The following is a 13,088-nucleotide window of genomic DNA, read 5'->3' on the forward strand; positions in this document are numbered from 1 at the left end:
CGTCTAGAACACCACCTTCACTACGCCGGTGAGCGCGATCTGCGCGAGGGCGAGGGGCACCAGTACCGTCCAGGCGAAGCGCTGGATCTGGTCGGCACGCAGCCGGGGCCAGGCGACCCGCATCCAGATGACGAGGAAGCTCAGTGCGCCGGTCTTCAGCAGCATCCACAGCCAGCCGAGCTGGTCCGGCCACGGGCCGTGCCAGCCGCCGAGGAACAGTACCGAGGTCAGCGCGGACACCACGACGATGCCCGCGTACTCCGACAGCATGAACAGCGCGAAGCGCAGCCCGCCGTACTCGGTGAGCGGGCCGAAGATGATCTCCTCGGGGGCGAACGGCGCGTCGAACGGCGGCCGGTGCAGCTCCGCGACACCGGCGGTGAAGAAGACGAACGCGCCGATCAGCTGCCAGGGCAGCCACCACCACTGCCACGCGTCGAGGATGCCGGGCAGCGACAGCGTGCCGGCGGCCATGGCGACGGACGCGGCGCTCAGCAGCAGCGGCAGTTCGTAGGCCATCAGCTGGGCCGCGGTGCGCATGCCGCCGAGCAGCGAGTACTTGTTGGCGGACGCCCAGCCGCCCATCACCTGGCCGATCACGCCGACGCCGAGCACCGCGAGCACGAAGAAGATGCCCGCGTCGACGACCTGCCCCACCACCCCGTTGGGGGCGATGGGGATGGCGATGAGCACCACCAGGTACGGGACCAGGGCGACGGCTGGCGCGAGCTGGAAGACCCGCCGGTCGGCGGCGGCCGGGACGACGTCCTCCTTCTGCGCGAACTTCACCCCGTCGGCGACCAGCTGGGCCCAGCCGTGGAACCCGCCCGCGTACATAGGCCCGACCCGGCCCTGCATGTGGGCCATGACCTTGTGCTCGGCCTGCCCCACGAGCAGCGGCAGGGTCAGGAAGGCCACCATGACCGCGAGCAGCCGCCACGCGACGTCGAAGAACTCCATCAGTCCTCCTCCCCTGCGCGCTGCCGCCGCTCGGGCTCGGGGGCGGCACCGTCCGCCTGGCCCGCGCCGCTCCCCGGCTCGGGGGCGGGGGACGGCTCGGGGGCGGGGGACGGCTCGGGGGCGGGAGACGGCTCGGGTGTCGCGTCCGGCTCGCGGGCGGGCTTCGCCTCCTGCGGGCCGGCGGGCTCGCCGAAGGCGGGTTGGGGGTCGTGCCAGGGTGCGTCGGCGGACCGGCCGGGCGGCGCGGACCGGCGTGGGGGCCCCGATGGCGTGGGGGCGGCGTCAGCTCCGGGCGTGGCTGCCGGGGCGGCCGCGGGCGGGGCGGCGTCGGCCGCCGGTGCTGACGGCTGCTGGCTGGCCGAGCCTGCGGAGGCGCTGCGGGTGCGGCGCGGCGGGCGTTCGCCCGCCGCCGCGCGGCCCCGGGCGGGGCGCGCGGGCGCCGGCGGGAGCTGGCCCTTGAGCGGGCCCCACTCGTTGGGGTCGGGCACACCGGGCGGCAGCATCTGGCGGCGTTTGGGGCCGCCGTGACCGGCCGCCGCCGAGGACTCGCCCGGCTCCTTCGCGCCCGGCCACGCCTTGGCGACGCGGGCTGCCAGCACGAAGTCCTTGCGCAGCGGGTGGCCCTCGAAGCCGTCCGGCAGCAGCAGCGGCGCGGGCGCGTCGTGGCCGGTGAACTCCACGCCGAACATCTCGTGCGTCTCCCGCTCGTGCCAGACGGCACCGGCGAAGACGCCGGTGACGGTCGGCAGGGCGGGCGCGTCGTGCGGCACGGTGGTGCGCAGCACCAGCCGCCGCAGTCCGCCCGGCGCACCGGCCGTGTCCGGACCGTCGGAGGCGTCCGCGTCCGAGCCGTCGGCGGCGGGCAGGGCGACCAGGTGGGCGCAGATGCGGAAGCCGGCCTCGCCGTCGTCGACGGCGCTCAGCCAGTCGAAGAAGGTGCAGCCCAGCGCGGTGCGGGCGGTCTCCATCGCGCCGGGCCAGTCTGCGGCGGGCACGTCGACGGTCAGCAGGCCGTAGGCGTGTGCGGCGGTCGCGTCCGGCCCGAACAGCTCCTCGACCGGCTGCGGCAGCAGGTCCTCGGCGGTGGGCTCGGTCATCGTCCGTCCTCCGCCGGTGCGTCCGGGGCAGACGGTGCGCCCGAGACAGGCGGTGCGTCCGGGGCAGGCGGTGCGTCCGGGGCAGGCGGTGCTTCAGCCGCGGGTGCGGGCGGCGGGCTGACCAGGCCGCTGGTGAGTGCGGCCGTGGACGGCCCGCCGCCCGGGGCGGCGTAGCGGTCGGCCAGCGACTCGTGGGCGATGCGGTCCTGGAGCGTGAGGATGCCCTGGAGCAGCGCCTCCGGGCGCGGCGGGCAGCCGGGCACGTAGACGTCGACGGGGATGATCTGGTCGACGCCCTTGGTGACGGAGTACGAGTCCCAGTAGGGCCCGCCGCAGTTGGAGCAGGCGCCGAAGGAGATGACGTACTTCGGCTCGGGCATCTGCTCGTAGAGCCGCTTCACGGCCGGGGCCATCTTGTCGGTGACCGTGCCGGAGACCACCATCAGGTCCGCCTGGCGCGGGCCGGGCGCGAACGGGATGACGCCGAGCCGGATGAAGTCGTGGCGGGACATGGACGCGGCGATGAACTCGATCGCGCAGCAGGCCAGCCCGAAGTTGAACACCCACAGGCTGTAGCGGCGGCCCCAGTTGAGCACGACCTTCATCGGCTGAGGTGCGAGCCGCGACAGCACGCCCAGGCGGGCGGGCGCGTCGGAGGGCGGGGAGCCGGCGTCCGGGGCGGGACCAGGCAGGCCGAGCGGTGTCACGCCCATGTGAGGACGCCCTTCTTCCATGCGTACAGCAGACCCACGGCGAGGAAGCCGAGGAAGATGAACATTTCGACCAGGGTGGCTCCGCCGTACCCGGGCGCGGCGAACACCGTGGCCCAGGGGAACAGGAAGATCGAGTCGATGGCGAAGATCACGTAGAGGAACGCGTAGACGTAGTAGCGGACCTGGGTGTGCGCCCAGTCGTCGCCCACGGGGTCGACGCCGCACTCGTACGTCAGCATCTTCTCCCGCGTCGGCACGACGGGCCGGAGCAGGCGGCCGGACCCGAAGGCCACGGCCACGAAGAGCACCCCGACCACGGCGACCAGCCCGACGACCGAGTAGCCGTGGAAGTAGTCCGGCACGTCCATCCGTCCCTAGGGTCCGTGTCGCTGTGGTGGGCGTTCGTCGATCTGTACGCACGGGAGTCTAGGGCCTGCTCCCGGTGACGGCAGTAGCCCGTCACCGGGTCGGGCTGGTTGTCCCCGTTTCGTCCTCGGTGCGCAGATGCTCCACGAGCTTGCGGAACCCGTCCCAGCCGGCCTCCCGCAGCGGGTAGTGGAACCCGGCCTCGTGCAGCGGGCCGAGCTGGACGGGCCGGTCCGGCAGCGGGGGGCGCCGGGCGCGGGTGACGCCGATGCCGCGCACGTCCCCGCTGCCCAGCGTGAACGCCACCGGCGTCGGCGGCATCTCCACCTGCGGGTGGAACGTCAGGTCGGCGCGGGCCTCGCGGCGCTGGACGAGCATGGTGACCAGGCCGTGCTCGGCGACCAGCCGGGCGGCCAGGGCGCGCAGTTCCTCGTCGGCCGGGTCGTCCTCGCCGGGGCGCAGGCCCATGGCGAAGGTGATGTCCTCCTCGACGCCGCCGGTGGTGCGGGACACCCGGACGGTGGCGAGCGCCGGGCGGTCGGGGCGCCCGACGACGACCAGCCAGGTCGCCTGCGGGGCGCGTTCGCGGGTGTACTCGGTCAGTTCGTGCCGCGACCAGGTCAGGCAGGCCGGCTCGCCGGTGCCCCAGCCGCCCGGGGTGCTTCCGGCCAGCCGCCACCACAGCGTCTCCAGCGCGCCGCCGAGCAGCAGGTCCCGGTCGGCGGGCTGCCGGGTGCGGATCGTCACGGCGAGCTGCCGTTCGCCGCCGGCGGTGAGGCTGCCGGTGCTGCGGGCGTGCTCGGTGAAGGCCGCTGCGGGGCTGCCGGTGCTGGCGAAGGTGCCGTCCTGCCAGCGCAGTTCGGCACCGGACAGGCCGTCGTAGTAGCCGCCCTCGCCGTCGTTGACGACCCAGCGGTTGGGCAGCCCGGACAGCGCGGCGCGGGTGGGGAGCGTCAGCCGGGACGTGCGCGGGGTGACGATCTGCAGGCCGCGTCCGCTGGCGGCGGCGGCGCGCAGCGCGTCCGACAGCCAGGCCGTCATGGCGACGACCGGACGGTCCTGGATGACGACGGCGGAGCTTTCGGAGAGCACGTCGACGGCCGGTTGCGCGGCGGCCGGGGCCGTGACGGAGTCGACCTCGGCGACCGGTTCGGACACGCCGCCTCCGGGGGCGGCGTCCGCGGGCCAGACCACGCCGCCGAGCTGGGCGGCGAGCCGCCCGGCGACGGTGCCTGCGAGCCGTCCCGCGTTGCGGGCGGCGGTGGCGGCGCGGACCTCCGTCCACCACACCGGCCCGTCCACGTCGGTGCCCAGCAGCCGGCGGACCTCGCCGGGCACCTTGACCAGCATGGGCGCCTCCACCGAGGCCAGCGGCCGGCCGTCGGCGTCGCACAGTTGCAGGACCGCGCCGTCACCGGCGGTGTCCAGGCGGGTCTCGGGCCCGCCGGACATCAGCCCGGCGACCAGGCTCCACGCGTCCGGCATGCGCTCGGTCAGCGCGATCACGTCCTGCGTCATGCGGTGGTCACTCCTCCCCCGGGTTCTTCATGGACCGCCCTGTGCACGGTGTGCGTGCACGGCGTGCACGTCACGCCCGTCACACCCGTCACCGGCTGCGGTGGTCGGGGGCGGCGGGCGGTGAGCTGTCGTCGAGCGCGGTCTGCACCAGGCGGTTCGGTTCGCCGCGCCGCACGAACGTGCCGCGGCCGGTGGGCCGGGCCGCCGCGTGCACGCCGGGGAAGAGCTGGCCCTCGGTGCGGTCCCCGGTCATCACCAGCGCCGCCGTGCCGCTCTCCCGCAGCGTCATCAGGAACGGCTCGTACAGCGCCCGGGACGCCCCCGCGACGCGCCGGGTGAGCACGAAGTGCAGGCCGATGTCCGGTGCGGACGGCAGGTAGGGCAGGAACGGCTCCAGCGGCTGCTGCCCTGCGGACGCCAGGACGTCGTAGTCGTCGACGAGCACCACGATGCGCGGCCCGGTGGGCGCGGAGCCACCCGCGGCGAGGACCTCCGGCGCGACGGAGTCGTCCGGCATGCGCTTCTCCAGCTCGGTGGAGATCGCCCCGGCCAGCCCGAACGCCAGCTTCGGATTGTGCGCGTACCCGCCGCGGTACTCCTCCGGCACCAGGCTGTGCAGGCCGCGCCGCGGGTCCATGACGGCGAACACCAGCTCCTCGTCGTCGTAGCGCGCCATCAGGCCGCGGGCGACCAGCCGCAGCAGGTTCGTCTTGCCGCACTCGCTGTCGCCGAACACCACCAGGTGCTGGTCGTGCCGGAACAGGTCGAGCATGACGGGTTCCAGCGCGCCCTGGTCAAGGCCGATCGGCACCCGGCGCGGCTCGTCCTCGGCGGACGGCAGCCGGCGCGGGCTGAGCCGGGCGGGCAGCACCCGCACCGGCGGCGCGGGCTCCCCCGACCAGGCCGCGCGGACCGTGCGCACGGCCTGCTCGGCGGCGGCGCCCAGGTCGTCGGCGGACGCGAGTGAGTCGATGCGGGGCAGCGCGGTGTGGGCGAACAGCTTCGCCGCGGTCAGCGCCCGGCCCGGCTCGTCGGCGGCGAGCGTCTCGGCGAGCCGCCGGTTGACGCTGCTGTCGCCGGGGTCGTTGAGCCGCAGCTCGATGCGGGTGCCGAACGCCGACTGGGCGGCGATGCGCACGTCGTTCCAGCGCAGCATCGCCGCGACGACGTGGATGCCGTAGCCGCCGCCGCGCTTGAGCAGGTCGGTGACGGCCTCGTCCAGCTCCTCGAAGTCGTCGCGCAGTTCACCGAAGCCGTCGATGACCAGCACCACGTCGGTGCAGCCCAGTTGGGGCAGCTTCCCGTCGGCCCGCATGCGGCGCAGCTGCTCCACGGAGTCGATGCCGTGCTCGCGGAAGACCTCCTCGCGGGCGGTGAGCATGCTGCGCACCTCCTCGACGGTGCGCATCGCCCGTTCCCGGTCCGCGCGCCCGGCGACGCCGCCGACGTGCGGCAGGCCGGCCATCGTCTGCAGGCCGCCGCCCACCAGGTCCAGGCCGTAGACGCCGACCTCCTGCGGGGTGTGGGTGAGCGCCAGCGACAGCATCAGGGTGCGCAGCAGCGTCGTCTTGCCGGACTGCGGGCCGCCGATGACGGCGGCGTGGCCGCCCGCCGACGTCAGGTCCAGCAGCCACTGGCCCTGCCACTGGCGGGCGGGGTCGTCCAGCAGGCCCAGCGGCACCCGCATGGGCCCGGCGGGGCGGTGGGTGAGCTGCATGCCGCGCCGCCCGGCCTGCACGGGTCCGCCGACGGCGTCGAGCGGCAGCGCCTCCGGCAGCGGCGGCAGCCAGATCTGCGGCACCGGGGTGGCGGCACCGGCCAGCCGGTCGACCAGCGTGGACAGCAGGGTGGGGCCGACGGTGCGGCGGGCCGGGGCGGGCGAGGCGGACTGCCCGTCGGCGTTGCCGTCGGTGGCACCGCCGTCGGTGTCGTCGAGCGTGTTGTAGGCCGGGTAGGGCAGCACCGCGGGCCGCTCGTCGTCGTCGGTGCCGCGCCGGGCGGGCCCGGTGTGCGGGCCGGAGACGTAGCTGGCCTTGAACCGCTCGTAGGCGCTGGTGTCGACCTTGAGGTAGCCGAAGCCGGGGATCGGCGGCAGGTGGAAGGCGTCGGGAGTGTCCAGCACGGTGCGGGACTCGTCCGGGGAGAAGGTGCGCAGCCCCAGCCGATAGGAGAGGTAGGTGTCCAGACCCTTGAGCTTGCCGCCCTCGATGCGCTGGCTGGACAGCAGCAGGTGCACGCCGATGGACCGGCCGATGCGGCCGATCGACAGGAACAGGTCGATGAAGTCCGGCTTGGCGGTGAGCAGTTCGCCGAACTCGTCGATGACGACGAACAGGTGCGGCAGCGGGGCGAGTTCGGGGCGCTGGGCGCGGGTGGCGGCGTAGGTGGAGATGTCGGCGATGTTGCCGGCGTCCTTCAGCACCTGCTGGCGGCGCTTGACCTCGCCGGCCAGCGAGGAGTGCACCCGCTCGACGAGCCCGGCGCGGTTCTCCAGGTTGGTGATGATGCCGGCGACGTGCGGCAGCGACGCGAAGGGCGCGAAGGTGGCGCCGCCCTTGTAGTCGACGAGCACCATCGCGAGGTCCTCCGGCGGATGGGTGGCGACGAGCGCCAGGACGAGTGTGCGCAGCAGCTCGCTCTTACCGGACCCGGTCGCGCCGACACACAACCCGTGCGGTCCCATGCCGAGTTCGGCGGACTCCTTGAGGTCGAGCAGCACCGGCTCGTGGTTGTCGCCCAGCCCGATGGGGACCCGCAGGAACGCCTGGTCGCCGCGCGGCGCCCACATCCGGTCGACGTCCAGGTCGGCGGGGTCCTCGATGCCCATCAGCTCGGTGAAGTCGACCGGCCCTGACAGCGGCGCGCCGGACGCGGCGGACTCCGGGGACAGCCGCAGCGGGGCGAGGCTGCGGGCGATGCCGAGCGCGCCTGCGGGCGTCACCTCGTCCAGCGTGCCGCGGACCACGACGGGCTCCTCGCCGCGCAGGTCCTCGACGGTGACGCCGTGGCCGTCGTCGTCGACGGTGATGCGCACCGACACCTGCCCCGGCTCGTCGATGCGCCGGGACAGCAGGTGCAGCACGGTGACGCCCATGTCGGCCAACGGCACGGCCTCGTCGGGCCGCACCGGTTCGTGCGCCGGTTCGCCGTGGCCGTCGCTGAGCACCAGCAGCCGCTTGCCCAGCCGCAGCGCCTCCCGTCCTGCGAGCCCGCGCCGCACCTCGGCCGCGTAGGCGGCCCGGGCGCGCAGCTCCCCGGCGAGCGCCGCCGACAGCGCCCCCGGCCCTGGCGCGATGCGGCGGGCGCTGACCGGACCGTCCCACTCCTGCGGGTCCAGCACGTGCGGCAGCCACTTGGCCCACTCCCAGTCCGCCAGCCGCTCCTCGGCGGCGGACAGCGCGAACGCCAGGTCGTCGGGGGCGTGGCAGACCGCCGCGTTCACCGCCAGGGCGCGGACCGCGCGAAGCACGTGCGCGCGGGAGCCGATCACGGTGACGTTGCCGGCCCGGTCCAGGGGCACGGTCAGCGGCATGTCGGGCGCGGTGGCGAACCGGTCCTGGAGGCCGGCGGCCTCGTTGAGCATGAACCGGTCGGGCGGGGTGAGCACGGTGCCGCTCTGGCGTTCCATGGTCAGGGTGCGCACCGGGGTCTCGCCGGTGCCGACGCGCATGTCGAGGAAGTCCCGGTCCAGGCGGCGGCGTTCCCACAGCCGGGCCGGATCGCCGACCAGGTCGTGCAGCGCCTCCGGCGGCGGGGCGAGCACCCGGGCGGCGGCCCGGCGCTCGCGGTCCTCCGCGCTCAGCTCCTCGCGCAGCTCCTCCAGGTACTCCAGGTAGCGTTCGCGCTGCGTGCGGCGGGTGCGCTGGGCCCGGCCGCGCTGCGAGAACAGCAGCAGCACGCCGCCGATGACGGCGACGACGAGCACCACCGCGCCGATGGCGGCGAACTGGCTGCTGCGGATGACGGTCATCATCACCACCGAGCCCATCACCCCGGCCATCGGCAGCAGCGAGGTCGCGGCCGAACCGCCCTTGCCGTCCGGCAGGTTGGGCGGCGGCTCGACGAACCGCTCGGCAGGTGCGGGCAGCGGGCGGGTGGTGCGGGCGGGACGGTGGACGACGCGGGTGCTCATCGCGGGCTCATCGCCGCCGGGTACGGGAGACCGCACGGTCCATGGCGGCGGCGGCGAGTGCCGCAGCCGCCTCCCGGGTGGCCTGCCCGAGCAGGTCGGTGCGTATCTCCCCGCCTGCGGCGAGGTGCCGGTCGTAGGGCAGCACCTGCACGCGGGCGCCGCCGGCCTCCAGGCAGGCGGCGGCGGCCTTGAGGTCGAGGCCGGTGTCGGGCGCGGTGCGGGTCAGGGCGACCACGGTCGTCGGCAGCATGCTGCGGTGCAGCCCGCCCAGCCAGTCGAGCACGGTCCGGGTCGCGGCGACGCCCTCCACTGTCGCCGGGCTGACCAGGACCCGCGCCTGGGTGGTGGTCAGCGCCGTCCTTGCGACCTCGGCGGGCAGCGTCTCGCAGTCCACGACGGTGGTGCCGAAGCAGCGGCGCAGCGACGTCATCACGATGCGGTAGGTGTCGACGTCCAGTTGCGCGCCGACCGAGCCCTGGCTGCCGGGCAGCAGCCAGCCGCCTCCCGCGTAGGGCAGCAGGTAGCCGGTCAGCTCGGTGATCTTCATCGACGGGTCGACGATGCGGGCCAGGTCGGCGCAGGACCAGCGCACCTCGGTCGCGCCCAGGCGCCGGGGCAGCGTGCCCAGCGCCGGATCGGCCTCCACCGTCAGCACCGGGTCGGTGCGGTAGTGCGCGTACGTCAGCGACAGCAGCGCGGCGACGGTCGACTTGCCGGACCCGCCGCGGATGCTGGTGACGGCGATCTGCCGTCCGGTGGTCACCGTCTGCTGGATGGCCTGCGCGGTCTCGGTGGCCGTCGCCGCGTCGTGGGCGGCGGACGCCACCAGGCGCCGCAGCAGCAGCCCGGCCCGCCGGGCGACGGAGTCGCCGTGCCGCGGCCGGCCCTGCGCCGCGGCCAGCTCCGGCGCGAGCACCGGGACCGGCACCGGGCTGGGCGGCGGCCCGGGCCGCGTGCGTGCCCGCGCGGCGGCCCCCAGGTCCGCCGGCAGCTGCGCCGGAGCGCGCGGCGGGACGGGGGTGGGGGCGGCTGCTGCGGGTTCCGCGACGGGGGCGCCTGCTGCGGGTTCCGCGACGGGGGCCGCGGGGGCGCCGCCGGGCGCGGGCGCTGGGGCGCCGCCGGGCGCGGGTGGGCCGCCCGGGCCGCCTGTGCCGCCCAGCTCGCGGAACACCTCGTGCTGCCAGTCCCCCTGCGCCGACATAGGCCCTCTCAGAACGTGTTCAGCAGGCGCCCGTAGACACCGAACGCGCCGAGCGCGACCGGTATCAGGACGACCACGCTGATCGACTCGACCAGGTTCATCAACCGCCGCAACCGCACCCGGACATGGTCCGGCGGGCGTACGACGAGCACCACCAGCGGCAGCAGCGCCACCACGGCGAGCAGCGTGAGCACCGGCGCGGGGCCGGTGCCGTCCTGCCCGGCCCACAGCACCAGCAGCCGCACCACGAGCAGCGCGCCGGCCGCCTGGAGCGCCACCACCTCCACCGCGAGCGGGTAGGCACGCGACCTGGAGAACAGCACCACGGCGATCAGCGACGTCACCGCCACCGTCCACGGCGTGAGCCGCTCCCCTTCTCCGACGGCGAGCCAGCCCGCCGCCGCGGCGGACGCCGCCGTCACCACCGTCGCCAGCGCCAGTCCACGGTGGGTGGCGCTCAGCGCCAGGTCCACGCGGTGCCGGCTGACCGAGGCGCCACCGGCCCGCTGGTCGTCCAGGCGGGTCAGCCCCGCCCCCATCAGGGCGAGTCGCGGCAGCACGCCCAGGGCCAGCACCGAGGCCACACCCACGGCGACCGCGGCCCGTTCGGGCGCGGTGAGCGCCCGTGCCAGCTCCCAGCCGCCGACCGACGCGACCACCGCCGCCGCCCCCACCAGTCCGCCGCGTCCCACCGCCGTGCACAGGCCGAGCAGCACCAGGACCAGCGTCACCGCCAGCCCCACGGCGGCCAGCCGGGCGGACGCCGAGTCGGTGATCGTCCAGCCGCCCAGCACGCCGAGCGCACCGCCGAGCAGCAGCAGCGCGGTGCCCAGTTCGCGTCGGCGCAGCCGCGCGGCGAGCGCGCCGGAGGCGGCGGCGACCGCCGCCACCGCGACCGTGCCCGCGGCCACCGCGCCGGCGTCCAGCCACAGCCGGGCGCACACGGCGGTGACCAGTGCCAGCAGCACGCTGGCGGTACCCGCCGTCCACACCCGGGTCCGCTCACCCCAGCGCCAGCCGCGCACGTCGAGGTCCTCGGCCACCTCGTCGGTGACGTCGTGCACCACGGGTGCGGCCGGTGTCTCCTGCTCGCGCACCAGGCGCAGCACGGCGCCGTCGGCGATGTTCGCCGAGGCGAGCGTGTCGTCCTGGGCCAGTACCGAACCGTCGGGTGTCACCAGGCGGCGCAGCATCGGCTTGGCGGCGACCCGGTCGCCGAGCATGCGCAGGATGTCCGGCAGGAGTTCACCCACCGGCTCGTCCGCCGGCAGCACCAGGTCGATACGGCGGCGGTCGCCCACCAGCGTCACCCGGCTGAGCCCGGTGCGCTGCCCTGCCGAGGTCACCATGCCGCCATCGCCCCCGATGTGCCGGTCGTGCCCGTGGTGCCGGTCGCCGCCGCCGCCCGTTCGTCCTGCGGGGCCGGGGCGGGCTGCGCGGCGCTGCGGGGCCTCGGGGAGGAGAAGCCGCCATCGCTCATCCGGTCCGAGATGAAGGACCAGCCCACGCAGCCCGCGCACAGCACCGCGGCCAGCGCGACTCCGCCGAAGATCTTGCCGAAGCTCTCGTCGAGGGTGCGGCGGATGCGCTGCGGCCCGAACAGCAGCGCGTCGCGCAGGCGTCGGCGGCGTACCGCCACCGACTCCAGCAACTGGCTGTCGTAGTCCCGCGCCATCGGCTCCCCTCCCACCCGCGTGCGCCCGAGTCACCTTACGACGCAAGCATCCGCAAGGTCCCGCCCGGTACGCACACCGGTTCGGTCAGCCCTGCGTCCTGCGCACCACGACCGACCGGAACAGCTTGTCGTGCAGGCACTGCTGAAACGGTTTGTCCCAGCAGCACCACAGCGAGTTGAGCATGCCGACGACCGGCAGTCCGACCGTCAGCAGCCAGAACAGCTCGCGTCCGACCGCCTGCCAGAACCCGAGCCGCCCACCGTCCGCGGGCCGGGCGACGCGCACTCCGCAGATCAGCTTGCCCAGCGTCCAGCCGACCCGGGACACCGGCAGCGCGAAGTACAGCGCAGCCGACACCGGGATCCACACACCGATCAGCACCTGGGGCAGCACACTGTCCGTGCCGTCGATCCACATCGACAGCGGCACCGTCCCGACGAGGAGCAGGAGGTACCACAGCACGAGGTCGATGACCCGGGCGCCGAGCCGGGCCCCCTGGTTGGCCAGCGCCCACGGCGGCGGCCCGACCGGCGGCACCCCGTACCCCGGTGACGGCTGCTGCCCGGCCCAGCCCCCGGGGGGCGGGTAGCCGCCGGGCTGGTAGCCGCCGGCGGGCGGGTAAGGCCCTTGCGCGTACTGCGCCTGCGGCGGGTGAGGGCCCTGCGGGTACGGCGTCTGTGCGTACCCCGGGTGCGGCGGCTGGGGCGCGCCCTGCTGGTAACCAGGCGGTGAGTAAGCGGCGTTGGCGCCCTGCGAGCGGCCGGAGGCGACCGGCTGCCCGTACGACGGCGGCCCGGCGGCCGGAGGCGGCACATACGCCGCGCCCGGCGCCGCATGCGGCGGGTGGCCGTACAGCGCCGGGGAAGGCGGCGCGTCGGCCGGTGTCGCCTCGGCGGACGGCGACTGCGCAGGGGGCGGGACTTCGCCGTCCCCGGGCTGCTGCGGTGAAGACGGGGGCGGGGTGGTCAACGTCGCTCCTGGAGGTCCACGGTCAGGGTCTGCGTCCACGCGCGGCTCGCGGCGGCACGAGCCCGCCTACTCTAGGAAACGGCCACAACGATCCGCGCACCGCGTACGGAGAACAGGTAGAAGTGGCCCGGAGCTGACCGTGGACGCCAGGGGTGGGGGGCTCCCTTCCGCCACACCTATCCACTCCATGTGCCGCAGCCGGGCCCGCCCGTCCGAGGCCTTCCCCACCAACCGCACCTGACCGAGCCACTTCCGCTTTCCTTCTCCGCTGCGGCGCGTGAGCAGGGCTGTTGCAAAGTCCCGTGCTCTCGGTATCCGCGCTGGTCAGCGCGAGGGTAGCTCGCAGTGCATCCTCGTAGACGTGATGGACCGTCAGGGACTACGGCGTTCGTCGGAGGCTGTGGTCAGCGGAGACGCTCTGCCCGAACATCCATCTGGTCGGCGGGACTCGATCTG

The 13,088-nt window shown here is 75.0% G+C and carries 10 protein-coding genes; all 10 read right to left on the bottom strand.

Annotation, left to right across the window (positions count from 1 at the left end; all coding sequences use genetic code 11):
- Positions 1-3: 3 nt before the first annotated feature.
- Positions 4-960: a complex I subunit 1/NuoH family protein gene (locus tag QNO07_RS05840; RefSeq protein WP_283990458.1), complete on the bottom strand. Its 957-nt coding sequence runs from the start codon at positions 958-960 to the stop codon at positions 4-6.
- Positions 960-2,057, bottom strand: a complete 1,098-nt coding sequence (locus tag QNO07_RS05845; RefSeq protein ID WP_283990459.1) for an NADH-quinone oxidoreductase subunit C — start codon at positions 2,055-2,057, stop codon at positions 960-962. The genes QNO07_RS05840 and QNO07_RS05845 overlap by 1 nt, the downstream gene beginning before the upstream one ends.
- On the bottom strand, positions 2,054-2,770 hold the full coding sequence (locus QNO07_RS05850) for an NADH-quinone oxidoreductase subunit B (RefSeq protein ID WP_502961780.1): 717 nt from the start codon (positions 2,768-2,770) through the stop codon (positions 2,054-2,056). The genes QNO07_RS05845 and QNO07_RS05850 overlap by 4 nt, the downstream gene beginning before the upstream one ends.
- Positions 2,761-3,138, bottom strand: coding sequence for an NADH-quinone oxidoreductase subunit A (locus QNO07_RS05855; protein ID WP_283990460.1), 378 nt, complete (start codon positions 3,136-3,138; stop codon positions 2,761-2,763). Before QNO07_RS05855 ends, QNO07_RS05850 begins: the two co-directional genes overlap by 10 nt.
- Before the next feature lie 91 nt (positions 3,139-3,229).
- On the bottom strand, positions 3,230-4,654 hold the full coding sequence (locus QNO07_RS05860; RefSeq protein ID WP_283990461.1) for a DUF6177 family protein: 1,425 nt from the start codon (positions 4,652-4,654) through the stop codon (positions 3,230-3,232).
- 88 nt (positions 4,655-4,742) lie between these two features.
- On the bottom strand, positions 4,743-8,786 hold the full coding sequence (gene eccCa / locus QNO07_RS05865; protein ID WP_283990462.1) for a type VII secretion protein EccCa: 4,044 nt from the start codon (positions 8,784-8,786) through the stop codon (positions 4,743-4,745).
- Positions 8,787-8,793: 7 nt separating this feature from the next.
- On the bottom strand, positions 8,794-9,987 hold the full coding sequence (locus QNO07_RS05870; protein WP_283990464.1) for a CpaE/TadZ family protein: 1,194 nt from the start codon (positions 9,985-9,987) through the stop codon (positions 8,794-8,796).
- An 8-nt stretch (positions 9,988-9,995) separates the two neighbouring features.
- A complete protein-coding gene (eccD, locus tag QNO07_RS05875) occupies positions 9,996-11,336 on the bottom strand; it encodes a type VII secretion integral membrane protein EccD (RefSeq protein ID WP_283990466.1) in 1,341 nt (446 codons plus the stop codon).
- Positions 11,330-11,662 (bottom strand): hypothetical protein, encoded by a 333-nt coding sequence (locus tag QNO07_RS05880; RefSeq protein ID WP_283990467.1) that lies wholly within the window; start codon positions 11,660-11,662, stop codon positions 11,330-11,332. Before QNO07_RS05880 ends, eccD begins: the two co-directional genes overlap by 7 nt.
- Positions 11,663-11,747: 85 nt before the next feature.
- Entirely contained in the window at positions 11,748-12,632 is an 885-nt protein-coding gene (locus QNO07_RS05885) for an RDD family protein (protein WP_283990468.1), read from the bottom strand.
- Positions 12,633-13,088 lie beyond the last annotated feature (456 nt).

It is taken from the genome of Streptomyces sp. 549 (assembly GCF_030124175.1).
Lineage (GTDB): Bacteria > Actinomycetota > Actinomycetes > Streptomycetales > Streptomycetaceae > Streptomyces.